The organism is Acinetobacter sp. SW-226 (assembly GCF_055632855.1).
Genome location: NZ_CM145752.1, coordinates 3,613,478 through 3,634,366, shown reverse-complemented (window position 1 = coordinate 3,634,366; position 20,889 = coordinate 3,613,478). Strand labels below are relative to the sequence as shown.

13 protein-coding genes, 2 pseudogenes and 1 CRISPR repeat array are annotated in these 20,889 nt (G+C 38.1%); of the genes and pseudogenes, 10 read left to right on the top strand and 5 right to left on the bottom strand.

Going from position 1 to position 20,889, the window contains the following annotated elements; genetic code table 11:
* The first annotated feature begins 53 nt into the window (after nt 1-53).
* The 7 genes from ACZ8ZH_RS17215 (at nt 54) to cas6f (ending at nt 8,752) form a co-directional block, all read left to right on the top strand.
* Nucleotides 54-428 carry a rod shape-determining protein gene (locus tag ACZ8ZH_RS17215; protein ID WP_119064442.1) on the top strand — a complete coding sequence of 125 codons (375 nt, stop codon included), beginning with the start codon at nt 54-56 and terminating at the stop codon, nt 426-428.
* Between the two features lie 189 nt (nt 429-617).
* Nucleotides 618-1,583, top strand: coding sequence for a type I-F CRISPR-associated endonuclease Cas1f (cas1f, locus tag ACZ8ZH_RS17210; protein WP_119064441.1), 966 nt, complete (start codon nt 618-620; stop codon nt 1,581-1,583).
* Nucleotides 1,580-4,954: a type I-F CRISPR-associated helicase Cas3f gene (gene cas3f / locus ACZ8ZH_RS17205; RefSeq protein WP_119064438.1), complete on the top strand. Its 3,375-nt coding sequence runs from the start codon at nt 1,580-1,582 to the stop codon at nt 4,952-4,954. Before cas1f ends, cas3f begins: the two co-directional genes overlap by 4 nt.
* Before the next feature lie 14 nt (nt 4,955-4,968).
* On the top strand, nt 4,969-6,210 hold the full coding sequence (gene csy1 / locus ACZ8ZH_RS17200; protein WP_119064436.1) for a type I-F CRISPR-associated protein Csy1: 1,242 nt from the start codon (nt 4,969-4,971) through the stop codon (nt 6,208-6,210).
* Nucleotides 6,210-7,094, top strand: coding sequence for a type I-F CRISPR-associated protein Csy2 (gene csy2 / locus ACZ8ZH_RS17195; RefSeq protein WP_110975694.1), 885 nt, complete (start codon nt 6,210-6,212; stop codon nt 7,092-7,094). The genes csy1 and csy2 overlap by 1 nt, the downstream gene beginning before the upstream one ends.
* 26 nt (nt 7,095-7,120) lie before the next feature.
* Nucleotides 7,121-8,134, top strand: coding sequence for a type I-F CRISPR-associated protein Csy3 (gene csy3 / locus ACZ8ZH_RS17190; protein WP_119064434.1), 1,014 nt, complete (start codon nt 7,121-7,123; stop codon nt 8,132-8,134).
* Between the two features lie 3 nt (nt 8,135-8,137).
* Complete coding sequence (gene cas6f / locus ACZ8ZH_RS17185; RefSeq protein WP_119064432.1) at nt 8,138-8,752, top strand: type I-F CRISPR-associated endoribonuclease Cas6/Csy4; 615 nt, start codon at nt 8,138-8,140, stop codon at nt 8,750-8,752.
* Between the two features lie 132 nt (nt 8,753-8,884).
* Nucleotides 8,885-12,453: a CRISPR direct-repeat array (repeat unit 28 nt; unit sequence GTTCACTGCCATGTAGGCAGCTTAGAAA).
* A gap of 412 nt (nt 12,454-12,865) precedes the next feature.
* Here the strand turns inward: cas6f and ACZ8ZH_RS17180 are convergent.
* From ACZ8ZH_RS17180 to ACZ8ZH_RS17170, 3 genes and pseudogenes are all read right to left on the bottom strand, one after another.
* Nucleotides 12,866-13,102 carry a VF530 family protein gene (locus ACZ8ZH_RS17180; RefSeq protein ID WP_002058193.1) on the bottom strand — a complete coding sequence of 79 codons (237 nt, stop codon included), beginning with the start codon at nt 13,100-13,102 and terminating at the stop codon, nt 12,866-12,868.
* Nucleotides 13,103-13,220: 118 nt separating this feature from the next.
* A pseudogene (locus ACZ8ZH_RS17175) lies at nt 13,221-13,402 on the bottom strand (type II toxin-antitoxin system HipA family toxin); the annotation flags it as partial.
* Nucleotides 13,403-13,466: 64 nt separating this feature from the next.
* A pseudogene (locus ACZ8ZH_RS17170) lies at nt 13,467-13,770 on the bottom strand (helix-turn-helix transcriptional regulator).
* Nucleotides 13,771-13,969: 199 nt separating this feature from the next.
* Between ACZ8ZH_RS17170 and ACZ8ZH_RS17165 the strand changes: the two are divergent.
* The 3 genes from ACZ8ZH_RS17165 to ACZ8ZH_RS17155 all read left to right on the top strand — a co-directional run bounded on the left by ACZ8ZH_RS17165 (nt 13,970) and on the right by ACZ8ZH_RS17155 (nt 19,202).
* A complete protein-coding gene (locus ACZ8ZH_RS17165) occupies nt 13,970-15,061 on the top strand; it encodes an ATP-binding protein (RefSeq protein ID WP_005001570.1) in 1,092 nt (363 codons plus the stop codon).
* A gap of 330 nt (nt 15,062-15,391) precedes the next feature.
* On the top strand, nt 15,392-15,670 hold the full coding sequence (locus ACZ8ZH_RS17160) for a helix-turn-helix domain-containing protein (protein ID WP_005001571.1): 279 nt from the start codon (nt 15,392-15,394) through the stop codon (nt 15,668-15,670).
* 184 nt (nt 15,671-15,854) lie between these two features.
* Nucleotides 15,855-19,202, top strand: coding sequence for a DEAD/DEAH box helicase (locus ACZ8ZH_RS17155; RefSeq protein ID WP_005001572.1), 3,348 nt, complete (start codon nt 15,855-15,857; stop codon nt 19,200-19,202).
* Nucleotides 19,203-19,219: 17 nt separating this feature from the next.
* On the opposite strand, the gene ACZ8ZH_RS17150 is transcribed toward ACZ8ZH_RS17155, so the two are convergent.
* Together ACZ8ZH_RS17150 and ACZ8ZH_RS17145 are read right to left on the bottom strand one after the other, a co-directional pair.
* A complete protein-coding gene (locus tag ACZ8ZH_RS17150; RefSeq protein ID WP_004907127.1) occupies nt 19,220-20,509 on the bottom strand; it encodes a type II toxin-antitoxin system HipA family toxin in 1,290 nt (429 codons plus the stop codon).
* On the bottom strand, nt 20,506-20,814 hold the full coding sequence (locus ACZ8ZH_RS17145) for a helix-turn-helix transcriptional regulator (protein WP_004282130.1): 309 nt from the start codon (nt 20,812-20,814) through the stop codon (nt 20,506-20,508). Before ACZ8ZH_RS17145 ends, ACZ8ZH_RS17150 begins: the two co-directional genes overlap by 4 nt.
* Nucleotides 20,815-20,889 lie beyond the last annotated feature (75 nt).

Sequence of the window (20,889 nt, the reverse complement as noted above, 5' to 3'; positions counted from 1 at the left end):
CAAGCACTTCGTATAAGCGTATTATGTTAATTTAGAGAAAATTAAGAATCAAGATGATAAGCGACGATTTAAAGAAACATCCTAAAGCAATGTGGGTACATTTTTATAAAAACCGTATGGATTTGATGTCAGGGGATGGTACTGTCAAAGCAACAGAAGTTCCTCAAATACCTTATGATCATCCGAGAATGATTTTGGCAGATTTTGAAAGTGCTACAACAACATTGAAAGCTTTAATGAAACATCATTCTAATAGTTTATCTTTTTTCAAGTTTACAGCTCCTATTGCGATTGTCCAAATAATGGAGCCAATACAGGCTAATTTAGCTAAGATTGAAATACGAGCTTTTAAAGAATTATTTCTTGATACTGGTGCACGAGCAGTAAATCTTTATGACCTTGATGGAAATCCTATTGAGAATAGATAACTAGGGGTTTAGGAAGTTAAAGAGGGTTGTTACGAAGTAGTTTCAGCAAATCGAGGTATAAATTACCATACAGATGCATCTTGCGAAGATTCTGCGTCAAGATGTGACGTTAGCTTGCTTAATTTTATTTCAATAAAGATGGGATGAAGATATTTTAATAATAACGCCTCTTTAAAATTGATAACAATAATGGAACAACTTAATCCTTCCGATTTAAAAGTAATTTTACATTCTAAACGTGCCAATCTTTACTACCTTGAACATGCACGTGTCATGCAAAAAGATGGTCGAGTTTTATATCTCACAGAAGCCAAAAATGAAAACCAATATTGGAATATTCCAATCGCCAATACCACGGTCATTTTATTGGGTACAGGCACATCCATTACCCAAGCAGCGATGCGGATGCTCGCCAGTGCAGGAGTATTGGTCGGTTTTACAGGTGGCGGCGGAACACCTTTATTTATGGGGGGCGAAATTGAATGGATGATGCCACAAAGTGAATATCGTCCAACAGAGTACATGCAGGGATGGATGAGCTTTTGGTTTGATGATGCGAAACGTTTAGAGGTCGCAAAACAATTTCAGTTCGCGCGTATCGAATTTATCCGTAAAGTTTGGGCTAAAGATCGGGATTTACAAGCCGAAGGATTTTATCTGGATGACCAAGATATCACTCAAGCATTAACAGGATTTGAAAAGAAAATTCCGCCTCAAAGCAAAGTTGGTGATTTGTTGCTTGCTGAAGCACAAATGACCAAGCAACTTTATAAAATTGCGGCAACACGTTGCAAACTTAGTTTTGAACGTAATCCTGAGCAAGGGGATTTAGCCAATAATTTTTTGAATCATGGTAATTATCTCGCCTACGGTTTAGCTGCAACCACGCTTTGGGTGTTAGGCATTTCTCATTCATTTGCAGTGATGCACGGTAAAACTCGACGTGGTGCTTTGGTGTTTGATGTAGCGGATTTAATTAAGGATACTGTGGTTTTGCCTTGGGCATTTATTTGTGCCAAAGAGGGCATGAAAGAGCAAGAGTTTAGACAGCAGTTACTACAAAAATTTACTGAATATCGCTGTTTGGATTGGATGTTTGATCAGGTGAAAACGCAAGCTTGTAAAAACTTTAATACAGAGGCAAGTGAATTATGATTGTGACCTTCATTAGCCAGTGTGAAAAGAAAGCGATTGCTCGTACTCGCCGCGTACTCGATGCTTTTGCGGATCGAATTGGTGACAATACATGGCAAACAGTCATGACCGAAGATGGTTTGATTGCTGTTAAAAAATTATTGAGAAAGACCGTTACTAAAAGTACAGCGGTCAGTTGTCACTGGATACGTGGTCGTCGTAGAAGTGAGTTGCTGTGGGTCGTTGGAAATCGGAATAAGTTTAATACGCAGGGGATTGTGCCTGTGAATACCACGAAGAAAAAACTAGATCAAAATAAATGGGAAAATGACTGGCATTATTTACCTCTGATTAAAGCGTTGGTTGCAGTGTCCGCACTACTTCACGATTGGGGCAAAGCAACGGTTTTATTTCAGCAGAAACTCCTCAGTAAAAACAATCAATTTAAAGGCGATCCTTTACGGCATGAATGGATTTCTTGTCTTTTGCTCAATGCATTGGTTCAATCATCGGGCAATATTGAAACTGATGAAGCATGGCTAAATTTATTTATCAGTCAAAGTTGGAATGAAGACGTACTCAAACAAAGGATAGTGGAAAATTCAGATCAATCAAAAGCTTTAGACCAACTTCCACCTTTAGCGCAATTAGTCGCATGGTTGATTGTGTCACATCATCGTTTACCTAATTTAAAAGATGATAAAGCGTTAAAAGAATATACGGTTCAACCTGCAAATAGCATCGTTGAATTATTTGAATTTATCGAAGCAGATTGGGGTTATCAAAATAAATTTGAGGAAAAAGAGTATCAACAACGTCTTAAATTGTGTTTTGAGTTTAAACAAGGTTTGTTGACTCAGTCATCTGAGTGGAACAAGCAAATTAAAAAATGGTCAACACGTTTATTACAAGAGTCTCAAGCATCACAACAGATTTTTGTTGATGGCAGTTGGCGAGTGATTTTACATCATGCACGATTATGTCTCATGTTGGGTGATCACTATTATTCATCTTGTGAGGCAGATAAAACGTGGAAAACCAATTTATCACTCGTTGCAAATACTGACCCAAAAACGAAACAAGCCAAACAATTTTTAGATGAGCATTTAGTACGGGTCAGTGACAATGCAATGCGAGTTGCTCAGTCTTTAAGTCGCTTAGCTGATGACATGGAACCCGCTTATGATATTCAAAAATTAAAAAAGAAAAGTCCTCAAGGTTTTGAATGGCAAGATCAGGCAGTGAAAGGGATACAACAGTTTATTCAAAAAAATGAGGGAGTGGAGAAACAAGGTTGGTTTATTGTCAATATGGCGAGTACGGGTAAGGGTAAAACGATTGCCAATGCTAAAATTATGCAAGCTCTATCCAAAGATGGGCAATCATTACGCTATATCTTAGCTTTAGGACTCAGAACATTAACTTTACAAACTGGTGATTCATATCGTCATGATATTGGTTTGAGCAATGATGAGCTTGCTGTTTTAATTGGTTCAAAAGCTGTTCAGGAATTACATCATCAAAATATAAAAAATACTCAGCCAGATGAAGTAAGTATTGAGGAAATAGGTTCAGAGTCACTGGAAGAACTATTAGACAATGAACTTGATTATGACGCTATGCCTCAAGCAGAGTTTATGAATGCTTTATTTCCAAAGCATCAGGAACAACGTAATAAAGCTTTTTTATATAAACCTGTTTTAGCTTGCACCATTGATCATATGATGGCAGCCACGGAAACCAAACGAGGTGGAAAATATATTTTACCCAGTTTGAGACTTTCATCTTCAGATTTGGTGATTGATGAAGTTGATGATTTTAACGGTCAGGACTTAATTGCGATTGCTCGACTTGTACATTTGGCAGGGATGTTAGGGCGAAAAGTGATGATTTCCTCGGCAACCATTCCACCTGCATTAGCTGAGGGTTTCTTTAATGCGTATCAGCAAGGTTGGTCATTGTATTGTGCGTTTAAAAAACTTAAAAATACAAATATGACTGCAATGTGGGTTGATGAATTTAAAACTAAAATTCAAATCATTGATTCAAGCAAATCAAAAGAAACGATACAGCAATATAAGAATACACATGATCAATTTATTGAGCTTCGAGTAAATGCATTAAGTAAACAAATCGTAAAACATAGAGCTTATATTATAGATTGCGCTGACCTTGTTGCAGAAAAAGAAGTACAACGTTTAGATCAAAGTTTACAGTCGCAATATTTTGAACGAATTCAGCAGAATGCTGAACAATTGCATCTAAATCATTACAGTATTGATATTAAAACAGGCAAAAAAGTTTCTTTTGGTGTGGTACGCATAGCGAATATTTCGCCATGTGTCGCGCTCACTCAATATCTATTAAATGCCGAGTGGTCACAAGGAATTGCACCTCGTGTCATGGCATATCATAGTCGTCAAGTTTTGCTATTACGTAGTGAGCAGGAGCGACATTTAGATCAGGTTTTGAAGCGCAAAGAAAAAGTAGGAGAGCAGGCAACTGCATTTTCAGAAAATGTGATTCGACAGCATTTAGATTCAACAGAGCATGAACATGTTGTTTTTATCTTGGTTGCTACGCCTGTAGAGGAGGTTGGTCGAGATCATGATTTTGATTGGGCAATTGTAGAGCCATCCTCTTATCGCTCTATCATCCAACTTGCTGGGCGGGTATTACGGCATCGAAAACTGGAACAGGATATTCAAAAACCAAATATTGCTTTGATGCAATATAATTTGAAAGGCGTACGAAAGGCGAAGGTCGCATTTGAAAAGCCAGGTTGTGAAATGAATAATGATAAATTCAAATTACAGACCAAAGATCTAAAAGAATTACTCGATATTTCAAATGTTGATTTTAATATCAATGCCGTTCCACGTATTCAGGCAAATCAACCTTTACAAGCTGTAAAAAAATTGGCTGATCTTGAACATGCGGTCATGGCTGATGCTTTAACTTCATATAATAAAGTAGGTGCGAAGCCCCTCAATGCGTGGTTGACTCAAAACTGGTTTTTAACGGCTTTACCTCAGCAATTTACGCCTTTTAGACAAAGTTCACCTAATATTCAGCTTTTTGCAGTGTTAAAAAATCACAAACTTGTATTTTGTGTAAAAGATGATTTTGGAAAATATATTGATCGTAATGGTTTTTATAATATTCATCACATGCAATTAAACGAATTAGAACAACAAAGATTATGGTTAAATCGAAATTATCACGACATTTTGTGTCGTCTTTCTCTTGATAAATTGAGCGAAAATGAGGATATTTCTGAAAAGGTAGAAACATTATCAGAACGCTATGGGGAAATTATGTTACCTGAATATGATGAGAATAAAAGACTTGTTTATTCTGAACAATTTGGACTTGTAGTTTTAGATAAATAATAAGTGGGGGATATATGGCTGAAAGCATTTATACATTTTTGAATGAGCGAAAAGAACTTTGGTTAAAAGAGCGAATAAAAAAGGCTGAAAATGAAACGGTAATAAGCGAATTACAAAAACAGGCAAATGATAAGTTTAGTTTAAATGAGTGGTTACCTGATGCAGCAAAGCGAGTTACACAGCTTTCTATGGTCAGTCACCCAAGTAAATTCAGTCACCCAAGTGCAAAAACTTCAAGCGTGATTGCTAAAGTAGAACAATCTAATGATGGCTATTTACGAAGTGGGAATGTGGATTATTCATTAGATGTATTTGGCAATGCTGCTGCAATGGATGTATTTAAGTTTTTGTCCTTACCATTAAATGAAAAGTTCACGGTATTGGACGGTTTTGAACAGCAAGATCAAGCATTGAAAACTCTAATTACTCATGCAAAATTAAACTTTGATACTTTAAGTACAGAATTTTTAAAAATAAAAGTAACAGATCATTCTGTTAAAACAGATCACTTAGTGAAACAAGTTTATTTTCCAGTTCGTGAAGCACAATATCATTTACTCTCTATTTTAACGCCATCAGGATTAATCACTCGACTAAAACAATCCATTGATGCGATACGTTTTTCTGAAGACACTAAACAAGCTAAAGAGTCACGTAAGAAAAATGAGCATCATGAAATAGGCTATTCCGATATTTTTGATTTAACTGTAACGGGGTATGGTGGAACTCAACCTCAAAATGTCAGTGTTTTAAATAGTCAAAATGCAGGACGAGCTTATTTATTATCAACTTGTCCACCTAAGTTTGAAAACCGTAATATTAAATTACCCAGTCAAGATTTTTTTCAACAGTGTCTATATTGGAAAAGATTTGGTAGTGAATTTGAAAGCTTACAGAAATATGTCACTGGAATTAATAATCAGCATACACGTAAAAAAATTAAAAAAATTTTACGTCAAATGGTTGGAGATATTTTATTTATTGCCTTTTGTATACGTAAAAATGAAAAGGGATGGTCTAAAAAGGAGCATTATCAATCCTTAGCTCTAAAGCAAAAAATATGGCTTGACGATGCATATTTAGATGTAAGAGAAACTGAAAGTGAATGGCGAGATGAAATTGCTCGAAGAACTGCAAAATGGATTTTAGACAGCTTTGAAGACTTTTATGGTTCTAAGTTATTTGGTAGCCCTGAAATTATTGAGTTAAAAGGTATTGTATTTGAAGCACTGGATGAAGATAAGGAGTTTTTTTAATGCGTCATTTTTTATTGATTTCACATTTAAAACTTCACAATGCCAATGCAATGAGTAGTCCATATACCATCGGATTTCCTGCAATGACAGCGTGGCTCGGTGCAGTTCATGCCTTGCAACGTAAATTACAAACTAAAACGTGTGATGTGGCTTTAACTAAAGTGGCAATTAGCTGTCATGAATTTAATTTGCAAACCTATAAAGGGCAAGGGGATTTTGTTCACTCCATTATAGGTACAGCGAATCCATTAGATAAGGATGGGAGTAGACCTGCTTTTATTGAAGAAGCTCGTTGTCATTTAGAAGTTTCACTTTTAATTGAAATTGAAAATTTGAGTAAGAAAAAAAGAGATCAACTTTTAGAGCTTATCCCTGATCTAGTGTGCAGCATGAAATTTGCGAGTGGAGATGTTTTAGCAGTTAAGAATTGTCAAATATTGGATTTTGATGAAGATGAAAGTCAGGATAAGGAATTAAAACCCATCTTAAATAAGCTCATGCTTGGACATGTACTGATTGAGCGTCGTGATCTTGTTATAGAAAGTATGAATCAGGGCAGAGATGCGTTAGATGCGGTTTTAGATTATTTAAAAGTCATACATAGTTCTAGTCTAGATCAAGATGACAAAGTGACATGGACATCAAAGCGTAAAGCTCAAGGTTGGCTTGTGCCTATTGCTGTTGGTTTTCAGGGAATTTCCGAACTGGGACAAGCAAAAAATCAACGTGATGCCAATACTCCGCATCGATTTGCAGAAAGTGTTTTAACGTTAGGTGAATTTGTGATGCCATATCGTATAGAACACATTGATCAACTGTTATGGAAGTATCATGTTGATTTAGAAAATAATTTATACCTTTGTGAAAATTTTACAACAAACTAACTTGATATTGAAAAAAGGAAAAACTCATGGCTAAAAATGAAAAAGCAGTTGCAAGTGTATTGGCATTTGAAAAGAAACTTGTTCCATCAGATGGTTATTTTTACGGAACAACTTGGACTAATCGTAATGAACAAACAGCATTAAAGCTGATTGAAAAATCTGTACGAGGAACGATTTCAAACCGTTTAAAACCTGCTGTTGCAGGTGACCCAATGAAACTGAATGCAGAGGTTGAGAAAGCCAATTTACAGACTGTAGATGCATGTGCTTTGGGAGAAAATCAGGACACTTTAAAAGTTGGATTTACCTTAAAAGTGCTCGGTGGAATTGAAAATCCATCTGCTTGTAACAATGAAAATTTCTTTGATTCTTATCAAGCTGTAGCAAAAAACTATATTGAACAATATGGCTTTACTGAGCTTGCTAAACGCTATGCACTCAATATAGCCAATGCTCGGTTTTTATGGCGTAACCGTGTTGGAGCTGAAAAAGTAGAAGTTGTTGTTACGATTAATGATCAAGCAGCAATCACTTTTAATGCTTTGGAATATCCATTGCATGACTTTGATCAGATTGATGAGAAAGTACAAAACTTAGCGAACCAAATTGCACAGGCTTTAAAGGGTGAAACCGCTTATCTATTAATTAAAGTTGAAGCTTATGCATTAGTTGGTAAAGCGCAAGAAGTTTATCCAAGTGAAGAGTTGGTATTAGATAAAGGAAAAGGCAATAAGAGTAAAATTCTTTATCAAGTGAATGATGTTGCTGCAATGCATTCTCAAAAAATCGGTAATGCACTACGTACAATTGATACTTGGTATCCTGAATTTGATGAGAAAAAAACAGCAATTGCGATAGAACCGTATGGCGCGGTTACAAATCTAGGAAAAGCGTATAGAACACCGAAAGATAAAGTCGATTTTTTCAATTTATTTGATAAGTATGCTTTAGGTGAATCATTGGCTAATGCTGAACAAGAACATTATGTTATGGCAGTTTTAGTTCGTGGTGGAGTATTTGGTCAAAGTGGCAAGGAGTAATCAATGGATTATTACCAAGAAATCACCTTGATTGATCAAGCTGAGATTTCACCTTATTTCCTTTGGTCAAAAATCTATATGCAGTTACATTTTGCTTTGGTAGAAATGAAAGATCAGCACAATCAAGTGCCAATAGGAATTTCTTTTCCTGATTATGTCTATGAAACACAGGAAAATAAAAAACCTAAAGTTAGTTTAGGTGGGAAACTACGTATTTTTGCTATATCTGAAATAGATTTACAAAAATTGGACATCAGAAAATGGCTAGATCGTTTGTTAGACTATACTCATATTACAAGTATACGTCCTGTTCCTGAAAGTAGGGTTACAGGCTATGCCATTTATAGGCGTAAACAGGTGAAAACTAATCCACAGCGTTTGGCTCGTCACCGTGTGAAGCGTGGTGATATTGGTTTTGATGAAGCATTGGCTCGTTATAGTAATGTTGTAACAACAACGGATTTACCTTATATCCAATTGCAAAGTTTAAGTACTTCTGATGAACAAAATAAGAGATGGTTTAAGTTGTTCATTGAAAAGAAATCTGCTGAAAAATCTGAAACTCAGGTTTTTAGTACTTATGGTTTAAGTTCACAGAGTTCTGTACCTGAATTTTAACCCAATATTTTTTATACTCTTTAACAGCTTAATAAAATCAATAAGTTATAAACGTGGGTTGAAACTTGGGTCTTTTACTAGATTTGAAGCTTAACTCACTGTTATAGCTTTATTTTTTGTGTTAATTTTACTGTTCACTGCCATGTAGGCAGCTTAGAAAAAGGCCATAGACAAATAATGACGGCCCGCTTGGTTCACTGCCATGTAGGCAGCTTAGAAATCAATAATCGCAAGAATAGCAGGGCTATTCGCGTTCACTGCCATGTAGGCAGCTTAGAAATTTTCAGCCAAATCATTGTTGTATAGTTCTATGTTCACTGCCATGTAGGCAGCTTAGAAATTAAAAAAAAGACGCCGGAGCGTCTCATTTATGTTCACTGCCATGTAGGCAGCTTAGAAAAATCCGAAGCCTAGCCCGATCCAAAAGCCGATGTTCACTGCCATGTAGGCAGCTTAGAAAGCTAAAATACCATTTGAGACGGACGGCCCCGAGTTCACTGCCATGTAGGCAGCTTAGAAATGAGGGTGCAGAGATTTTAACAAAATTTAGCAGTTCACTGCCATGTAGGCAGCTTAGAAATGCAAGCATAGTCACCTCAATTAATCGAATTTGTTCACTGCCATGTAGGCAGCTTAGAAAACGACTAATGGATTTAAACTCATCCTCGCTTTTGTTCACTGCCATGTAGGCAGCTTAGAAATTATTTCAGCGAAATTTACGTGATAGAACTATGTTCACTGCCATGTAGGCAGCTTAGAAAAACTGCGCAAGTCTGCGGCTTTGACCCCGAAACGTTCACTGCCATGTAGGCAGCTTAGAAAAATGAGTCGGCCCCATTCAATCAGGGGCACCAGTTCACTGCCATGTAGGCAGCTTAGAAATGTATCTGATCCACCTGTTTGAACGCCACCGTGTTCACTGCCATGTAGGCAGCTTAGAAAGACAGGACAGACATAAGCGGCAGCACGCATTTTGTTCACTGCCATGTAGGCAGCTTAGAAAATTTCCCGAAACAATAGTTGCAGATACCCTTAGTTCACTGCCATGTAGGCAGCTTAGAAAAAGTGGATAAGATGATTTTCCTAGAATTGACTGTTCACTGCCATGTAGGCAGCTTAGAAATCTCGAAAGCTGTCAACTCAAACTCAAAAATAGTTCACTGCCATGTAGGCAGCTTAGAAATGCTGATATTACCTTTGATGTTGATGGCTTGCGTTCACTGCCATGTAGGCAGCTTAGAAAAGTTCGACAAGTTGCAAACCCTACATACGATCGTTCACTGCCATGTAGGCAGCTTAGAAAACAACAGGCATGTAATAACGGCTTAGCTACTAGTTCACTGCCATGTAGGCAGCTTAGAAAACTTTCTAAAATGGTTTTCAGACCATACACGCGTTCACTGCCATGTAGGCAGCTTAGAAACTTGACTAAAATATTCCAAGCAATATCATAATGTTCACTGCCATGTAGGCAGCTTAGAAAAGCTGGTGAATCTAAGCCAACAGAGTCTTCATGTTCACTGCCATGTAGGCAGCTTAGAAACTGGGGTGGTTTGATCATTGCAGGGATTGGTCGTTCACTGCCATGTAGGCAGCTTAGAAATTCTGCTAATGCCGTTAATATTTCTGCAAACTGTTCACTGCCATGTAGGCAGCTTAGAAATTTAGAGAGCTATACTAAAGCAAGGCTTTAGAGTTCACTGCCATGTAGGCAGCTTAGAAATTACATTAGTCTCTCTCTCTCTCCTTACGTTCACTGCCATGTAGGCAGCTTAGAAAAAGATAATTTTAGTAAATTGCTCGTTTGTCAAGTTCACTGCCATGTAGGCAGCTTAGAAATAAAGCAATTTATTGACGGTGTTCAGGTTGGTGTTCACTGCCATGTAGGCAGCTTAGAAAATATTTAATCTTCTTCTTCAAAGCATTCGGTGGTTCACTGCCATGTAGGCAGCTTAGAAAATAATCTCACCGTGTGACAGCTTTCTGTAAGAGTTCACTGCCATGTAGGCAGCTTAGAAAATAATCTCACCGTGTGACAGCTTTCTGTAAGAGTTCACTGCCATGTAGGCAGCTTAGAAATGAGCAATAGCAGCATAGAGGTTTCCGCCTCCGTTCACTGCCATGTAGGCAGCTTAGAAAATTAAACTTAAAAATACATCGTTTATCCCGAGGTTCACTGCCATGTAGGCAGCTTAGAAAATCCTGACAATGCCGAAGGCAGAAGGGTCAACGTTCACTGCCATGTAGGCAGCTTAGAAAAACCAAAATACAGTCTTCATTTAAGGGTATTAGTTCACTGCCATGTAGGCAGCTTAGAAAAACTGATAAATCCAACTTAATTGCAGTCACAAGTTCACTGCCATGTAGGCAGCTTAGAAATTGATTCCTCGTGAGCTTGATTCGACTCATAGGTTCACTGCCATGTAGGCAGCTTAGAAAAGTTGAATCAATTGTTAGGCTAGTTGTTGTCAGTTCACTGCCATGTAGGCAGCTTAGAAATTTTGATGGGCGCAGGCTTATCAATTCTGACTGTTCACTGCCATGTAGGCAGCTTAGAAATTTTCGCTATAGATAAACCCGCCACCGCTTTCGTTCACTGCCATGTAGGCAGCTTAGAAATGAACACCCAAGCAATCAATACAATTATCAGTGTTCACTGCCATGTAGGCAGCTTAGAAATTAGACAGAGACAACGTGATAAGAGGTTTAGAGTTCACTGCCATGTAGGCAGCTTAGAAATGTAGCTGTTACCTGTGGCGCATCTAAGATAAGTTCACTGCCATGTAGGCAGCTTAGAAAATTCACGAGCATCTGCAATAGCTTGCTGAACAGTTCACTGCCATGTAGGCAGCTTAGAAAAAAGCCGGGATGGTTGAGACGCATACCTACAGGTTCACTGCCATGTAGGCAGCTTAGAAATTTTGGAATTACTCCACCTGACAGCTTCAAAAGTTCACTGCCATGTAGGCAGCTTAGAAAACAAGTATGTGAGTTTATTGACTGGGTAAGAAGTTCACTGCCATGTAGGCAGCTTAGAAATACTTGGAGTCAATTCTAGGTAAATCATCTTATGTTCACTGCCATGTAGGCAGCTTAGAAAGGGTGCAGGTAAAACACTTTATGCCGTTTCACTGTTCACTGCCATGTAGGCAGCTTAGAAATGAATTCAAATATAGCGATTGGATGTTTATCAGTTCACTGCCATGTAGGCAGCTTAGAAAATTGATATAACAATCGGTCTGATATATGTCGTGTTCACTGCCATGTAGGCAGCTTAGAAAGTCAAATCTCTTTGAATTGATCAAGTTACAACGCTCACTGCCATGTAGGCAGCTTAGAAAAGTTGCTGTCGCACCCGATACTGCGACAGCCCGTTCACTGCCATGTAGGCAGCTTAGGAATTCAACTTCTGAATTTGATATAGAGATTGTTTGTTCACTGCCATGTAGGCAGCTTAGAAATGAGCGTATGCTGTCAAATCAAATTTATGCTCGTTCACTGCCATGTAGGCAGCTTAGAAAAACTGAAGGTAACGTCAATTGAAAATCAACCGGTTCACTGCCATGTAGGCAGCTTAGAAAAAGTACAAGACCAGTAAAAACGAAATGTCGCGGTTCACTGCCATGTAGGCAGCTTAGAAATTATCAAAGAAGTCACCACCACGACCTTCAGCGTTCACTGCCATGTAGGCAGCTTAGAAATTGATGTAAAGGTGACACTATCTATGGTAAGACTTTGCTGAAATTGTCTATACTGCCTTTAGATGTTAGAGAAAATTGTAATCAAATCAATAAAAAAGCCCCCATCTTTCGATGAGGGCTTTTTTGAATCTGGAGCGGGAAACGAGACTCGAACTCGCGACCCCAACCTTGGCAAGAGTCACCGACATAAAATACACTAAATAACATAATTGGTATTTTAATAAACTCTATATATAACAGTTATATAGGGTTTTTATTTTGTGTGGTGTAATTTAAGGTAGGGTGGAGTACTTTGATTTTTGGTCACTAATTTATTGTGATAATCAACAATAATAACCAACATACACATGCTTAATCTAAAGGTATTTTACTGACTGGTATAATTTTATGATGAGAGGGGTGTTGCCTGGGGCTACGGTTTCTGTTTTGCCTTTTGACGTAATACGTACAAATATAAGCTTTCTACTTTTTCACGTGCCCATGGTGTGGTACGCAAGAATCGCAATGATGATTTAACACTTGGGTCTATGCAAAAACATCTAATTTCAATTTTACGACTTAAACCTTCAAAGCCACCGTAGTAATCCAATAATTCATCCAAAATGTCAGCAAGTTTTTTGCCGTGTAAAGGGTCATTGGAGGTGTTCATAATAGATCAATAGTATTTTGGGTGGTCATTATTATAACCTGGGCTAGTTGGAAAACTAGAGAGTTGGAATGTAGGTAATGATGGACTAAATAGCCACCAAAATTCTGGAGCACGCCTAGCCATCGGGTGATGTATCATATTTATGACTTTGTAATCCCATTTGCTGTGTAGGAAATTTTTTCTTAATGGGTCACCTTTTTATGGAAGTAGGTAAGAGAAAAGCTCTAAACCTTTACGGATCGCTGCACTGTACTTAAAGGCAATTAATGGTTGACCTGTGATTACTGTTGAGGCGACCAGTGTACCCTAAAGCCAATATTCACCCCATCCATTGTAGTAAACATTAAGTTTTTTGAGCATGGGTTTATTTTCTTTTGATACGTTGGCGAGCCGTATTGCTCTTATAGCGAAGAATGTCATCTACACTGTTTAAATGAGGTTTGAAGAGTTCCTCTAATTCTTTTAATCGGCCTAGTACCATGGCAACGCGTACTAAATTTTCAAATGAAACATTTCGACCTGCTTCCAGATTGGATACTGTATTCACACCAATACCAGCACGTGCAGCAACATCTGCCTGAGTCATTTCCAGATAAAGCCGTTCTTTACGAAGCCTCTCACATTAATAATGCAACAACTTCTTCAGGTTTTCTGAATCTTAAATCCATAATATTGGGTCTTATGTTTAGATATAGCTATTAAGCCACAAAATAATGGAGTTATAAAATGTGTCGGTTGATCGGTGAAAAGGTGCTTTATTGGCCTGATTAGATCCTATTAGATTAAAAAAATCTAATTAGACATTTACAATCTAATGGAGTCTAATACAATCTATGGTAATAAATAAATCATTGCCGAGTAATTAAAATGATGACCATCTCCAATGACCCTTGGCACTTTCCACGTACCGAACTGGCGAAACAAATTTTAGGCATGTTTGAGACTGGACTAGCTAGTTCTCTGACTTTTTTTGCCCCACGCCGGATGGGAAAAACTGAATTTTTACGAAAAGATATTACGCCACTAGCAGAACAGCTTGGATGGCGCGTTTTTTATTTCAGTTTTTTAGATGCAGGCCTGCATAGTGAAGGGCAGTTTGTAAAAGCTCTTGATGAGTTTTCAAAACAAAATGGCTTAATGGGGAAAGCCACACATTGGATTAAAAATATTGGTTCTTTAAGTACAGAGGTGGCAGGGGTAAAAGCTGAAGTGACACTTCTACAAGGACAAGTGAATTCCAGTATTTTGTCTAGCATTACTAAACTGGCTCAGCAGGGGAAACCTATTTTACTGTTACTTGATGAGATTCAGGCTTTAGCTAGTTCAAAATATAAAACCACGATTGCCAGTTTACGTACCGCTTTAGATATGCATAAAGAAACAATAAAGGTGATTTTTACTGGTTCAAGTCGAGAAGGCCTGAGACAAATTTTTTCTGTAAGTAGTGCTCCATTTTTTCATTATGGACAGAATTTACCTTTTCCAAATCTAACAAAAGCATTTACAGATCATCTGGCAGATGTATTTAATCAAACAACAGGACGTAGTTTGAATAAAGAAATTTTATGGCATGCTTTTTTAGATATGAAGCAAAGTCCTCAACTAGCAAGATCATTAGTGGAGCGTTTAGCCTTAAACCCGATGCTGGCTATAGATTTTGCCAAGGAACAGCTTATAGCCGATACAATGGGGCATCGTGACTTTTCGGGATTATGGGGAGAGTTTAAGTTATTAGAACAGCTAATTTTAAAAGCCATAGCGGAATCGCAAGTTGAACTTTATAGTAGTCAATTTAGACAACATCTGGCTGATTCCATTGGTGTAGATAACATTGCGGTATCAAGTATTCAATCGGCCCTACGTTCTTTATCAAAAAAACAAATTATTTTTAAACCAGAAAATGGTACTTATGAAATCGAGGATGCTCTTTTTAAAGAATGGATTATGGATGAAGCATAATTTTGAAAACTCACTTGGATAAAAATAATACTTTACTACTATAATAAGTATATAATAGGCAAAACTGCCTGTACTTTACTATTTAAATAGAATTATGAATGATTTTTGATCTTTCCAAATATTTCTGAATAATCAATCGATCGATTGTGCCACTATTGAAGTAATAGGTGAAAAAGCTAAAGGTTGGAAAGCTAGCTGCGGAACATATTATTCAATGGATTACGCAATTGAACATAACCAAGATGAAATCTATCGGGATAGATGATGAAATTCTAGAAAATTGTGCATATCGCATTGAAGGTATTTGCGCACAATTAAAGGAGATTTGTTATGGATAAACGTTTTATTCCACTCTCTCAAATAGAGCAAATTAAAAAAAGACAATATGTCTTAGAACAGATTCAACTGAATCCCGATTGGCCGATACATGTCATTGCAAAATTCATTAGAACAGAGCTGCATCTGACATTACATGAAATGTCCAAGATCACTAAAATTTCGCTTCAAACTTTACAGAAACTAGAGCGATCAGATGCAAATCCAACTCTAGAAACAATGCTAAAATTTTTAACCCCATTTGGTTTAAAATTAACGGTCGTGAAGAAATGATCACTTCTATCAGGATATTTTCGACCTCAATGATCTGTTTAACTTCTCGGATTTGATTGTCTTTACTCACAATATTCCTATTGAGTGAGTCGAATCTGTGCTCGGGTTGAGCAGTTCGGCTACTGTTCTGAAATGACAGCTTTGTCCGTTATAATTGTATAAACATTTTTAGTGTCTGGTAATTATGTCCTCATTGATCAATTTTCTATCTCGCTTTAGTACTGCAACTCTTCAGCGCAGCCAGAGCTATGCTAAACACATTGATAGGAAAACGATTGAGTTCTTTGAGGAAAATGACGATGTCACGATGTATGCCCAAATTGAAGGGACAGATTATTACGATACTGCAATTACCTATAATCTTAAAAAAGACCGTTTAATTGATGACGACTGCACTTGTCCGGTTGGATATAACTGTAAACATGCTGCTGCTTTAGCCAAATTATTTTATCAAGAATATCGAGAAGGATATCTGAAGAGCTATGTTGACTCTCAGTCATCATCTCACACTCAAAAAGATCGGGTTGCAATTAATCAAGCACAACGCTGGTTAAGTGAGTTTAAGCAGTATTTACAACATACCCAGTTAGAGCAGCAAAAGACAACGAGTAATTATTTACTTTATTATTTAGATCAGCCTTTAGGTCTATTCGGGTTAAAACTTGAGGTTCGCAAAGGTAGACGTAATAAAAGTGGGACGATCACAGGTGTCAGTTCTTATACTGAATATGGCAATATTCTAAAAAAACGTCTGTCTTTGCCTGATGGGAAGCGACAATTATTTAATCAAATTTATTATTATGCCAAGCTCAATCAGAATGAGTTTTCTTATGGAAATAGTCTTGATATATCAGGCATTGTTTTAGAGCATTTTAAATCTTTCATTCAGAGTGGCGATGTCTATTGGAAACAAAAAAGTGATGCTCCACTTACATGGTCAGAACAAAGCTATCAGCTTGAATTTTCTTGGCAAAAGAGCATTGAAAAACAGACTGAGCACTTAGATTTTGAGTTGGTCAATGGAAATGTTCGACTCAATTTAAAATCGAATCCACATCTTCAAATTCTTGTAAGTCAGCCACTTTGTTATATCGATATTCACAAGAATACGGTAGGGCAACTCTATAGTGAATATACATCGGATTTACTGTACTACCTTTGGCGGATGCCAGAGATGCCTGCGACGGTTTTGACTGAGTTCGAGCAGCTTACCCATCAATCTACAACGATACATAACTTGCCGAAACCTGGGTTTCTTCAAGAGATTGAAGTCTTACAGGGTAATCCCCAGCCAATTTTACGCTTCGGTGTTTTAGATAAATTTGATTGGAAATGGGAGGAGTCTGTTTGTGCTGAAATTGAATTCTCCTATGCAGGCGGGCGAATAAAAGCAGGTACATCAGGTGACAGTTTTATTGGTGAGCAGCATGGCAAAATGGTGCGACAGCTTCGGGACTTAGTTCAGGAACAACAGGCAATCCAGCGTTTACAGCTATTGGTCGAATCACTGGAGTGGGTGAAAGATCTGAGCAATGAACAGCAATTAAAACTTGATAAACAACGTCTCGATTCTATGGTTTTTGCTTTCTATGGAGACTGGATCAGGCAACTCATGCCCATCAATCAAATTGAGTTGATGGGCTGGCAGATAGAGCATCTGGAAAACAGCCCCTTTAACCTGCAATATGTAGAAAATTTAAATATTTCCATCACTGAATCTGAAAGCCAGCAGGACTGGTTCAATATCGGGGCGACGGTTCAGGATAGTGCAGGCAATTGTTATAATTTGCTTGATGCGCTCGTAGCTTTGGTGCGAGAAAATCCTGATTTACTTGATCCGCGGACTTTTATTCATCTGCATGACAGTCAAATTTTCACCCTGAAAACTGCAGTGGATCAACCTGATTTGGCTCTATCCGCCAGGGACATTAAGCCGGTATTGTTGCATCTGCAGAGCATTTTACAGCAAGAAGAGCGCAGTATCGATCGCTATGATGCGAGTCAACTATTAGAATTACAGCATAATCTTGGGATGACATGGCAGGTCAGTGACCAGCTGCAGCAATTTGTACAGAAATTCAAACAAGGCTATCAGCAACAACTGCCGACACCACAAGGTTTTCAGGGGGAATTGCGTCCATACCAGCAGCAGGGCTTAGGCTGGTTACAGTTTTTAAGGGAAACCCAGCATGGCGGGATTCTGGCGGATGATATGGGATTGGGCAAAACAGCACAAACTTTAGCGCATTTACTCATGGAAAAGCAGGCTGGACATTTGCAGGACAGACCTGCACTAATTGTTGCGCCAACATCGCTGATGTATAACTGGTTCAAAGAAGCGCAGAAATTTACCCCTGAGCTCAAGGTACTGCTGCTACAGGGCCCCGACCGCCATCAGTATTTTGAGCAGATTCCGCACTATGACATTGTGTTAACCACCTATCCGCTCTTGGCGAGAGATGAAGAACAACTGAAACAATATGAATATCATCAACTCATTTTGGATGAAGCACAGAATATCAAAAATCCGCGTGCCAAAGCTGCACAGGTGGTACGACAATTAAAAGCACGACATCGTCTATGTCTAACCGGTACACCTATGGAAAATCATTTGGGTGAGCTGTGGGCACTATTTTATTTTCTGATGCCAGGATTTTTATATTCACAAGAAATCTTTAATAAAAAATACCGCTATCCGATTGAAAAACGCGGTGATCAGCAGTTAAGGCAAAAGTTGGTAAACCGCATTAAACCCTTTATTTTACGTCGCTTGAAAACTGACGTCGCCAAAGAATTGCCAGAAAAAACCACGATTGAAGTCAATATTGACATGAATGAACAGCAATCCAAGTTATATGAGGCTGTTCGCGCCACGATGCAGGCAAGCATTCAGAAAATTGTGGCAGAAAAAGGCTTTAAACGTAGTCAAATTCAAATTTTAGATGCCTTACTGAAGCTACGTCAGGTGTGCTGCCATCCTAGCTTACTGAAACTGGATTCAGTGAAAACCGGGCAGGCACACTCTGCCAAACTTGAACAGTTGATCGATATGGTCGTTCCAATGGTGGAAGAGGGGCGAAAAATTCTTATCTTCTCTCAGTTTACCTCAATGTTGGAACTGATTGAGCAGCAACTTCATCACGCAGAAATTGGCTATGTGAAACTGACTGGGCAGACCAAAAAGCGAGATGAAGTTATTACTGCATTTCAGTCTGGACAAGTGCCTGTATTTTTAATCAGTCTGAAAGCAGGAGGGGTCGGTCTGAATTTAACAGCCGCAGATACAGTCATTCACTATGATCCATGGTGGAACCCTGCTGCTGAGGATCAAGCTTCAGATCGTGCATGGCGGATTGGACAGGACAAACCGGTATTTGTGTATAAGCTGATTACCAACCAAAGCATAGAAGAGAAAATTATTGCCTTGCAGCAAAATAAAGCCGAACTGGCACAGTCAATTTTAAGCACCGATCATGAGGGAGAAGCGAAACTGACGGAAAATGATGTGATGAACTTGTTTGAGAAATTTTAGTTTGGTTACTGGTTGCCCTAATCACCTGTAAGTATCTGAAAGTCTGGATGCAATTTTTTCCAATGTTCTCTTAATTTTTCTTTATGAGCGGAAATCATAGGTAAGTCTAGTAATAGCGCTGGCCATAATGATCGAGCATTATCCATAATATCGTGAAGTTGCTTCTCGATGATACGCCATGGAACGCCGACTTTTTCTGCCCATTGCTTAAAATGCTTCATCTCAGCTAAATACCAATCTTTATTTTTGGCAAGATTTAATGCGAAATGATGCTCATTTTCAATATATACACTGGTCATTAATATATCGTATGCGGGTGATAATCTTGGTGCACTTTTATCGTAATAAATCATACTCCAGTTCTTTAAGTGTGCATCTCCATTGGCGAGTAAAATATTTATGAGTAAACGGCTGGCAAATTGCTGAATATCAATAATTTTGTTATCTGATAATTGATAAATGATCTTTCCTATCTGCTCATAATTTGTGGTGCTGTATTTCTGATGTGGATATGCGCCGAAGATCTGAGCAAAATCTTCGATGTGAATAAGCTCTGTAGTATCAGCAGTACTCTGTCTATCAAATCTTTTGATTGCGAAAGCATATTGCTCTTGGGGTAAATTTAATGGTGGAAGGTCTTGTAAAAGGGCCATATCCACCAAGCGAATCTCAGGGACATCTATTCCGACCGTTTTGGCAAGGGTCATCATAGAATATTCATTTAGCGGAACAAAAGCATGTCTGGAAGAAGGAGTTTTGATAATCCAGTCCCCGAGTAGAGTCGTTTCCGTTGCCTGTGCTAGTGTAAAACGCCCATCTTTGGCTTTCATGGAAAACTTCATTTGGACGCCGGCCAAGGAAAACTTATTATCTGTTCGAATCTCTTGCTTTAAAATTTGATCTGGATTCGAGATCTGCAGTTTGAATTTTATTTCATCTGGAATTTCTTCTGGATCTAATGGAGTCGCAATGAGTGCTCCAGGTAAATCATGACCTAAAGCTGCCAATAACTGAAATTCATTGTCTATATGTACTTTGAGGCTTTGTGCAATCAGTTCACGTAATGCACCTTCTGGTAGCAAGTTTGATAGCAAGGGGTGTAAGCGCTGATGTGTAACATAGGTCTTTTCTAAAATTTTATCCGCTTGAGGATACAAGGGGGAAGTCAGCAGGCTCAAGGTCGGACGTTGCTGATCAAAGCGGAAAGAATCTGTAAAAACCAGAATATTTTTTCCGCTCTGAAATCCTGCCAAGTATCCAACGATACCGTGATGTAATGTTAATTTCAGGACGGCAACAGTATTCATGGTTCCTCTCCTCCGAGAAGACCCTTCCATGGGTTAGTCATTAAGTCATCCTGATCTTCAATAGTGACTTTAATTTCATCATTCAATAATTGTCTGATCAAATGAACCTTATCATCAGGGATGAGCATCAGTTGAGCATTTAATCCTGCCGCTATAATTTCTAAGGTCTCTAATCGAGGGTTGCCCTGACTTTCCAGTTTTTGGTACTGCTGTCTTGAAATGCCTGTACGGGATTGCATATCAACTTGCTTTAAGCCCAATTGGGTTCGTCTTTTTTTGATTTGCTGAAGTAAAGACTTATTCATTGTAGATACATTTATTGCTTTTAGGTCCTATAAGAAACATATTAGTTTCTTTTTTTTGAAAAGCAATTTATGAAT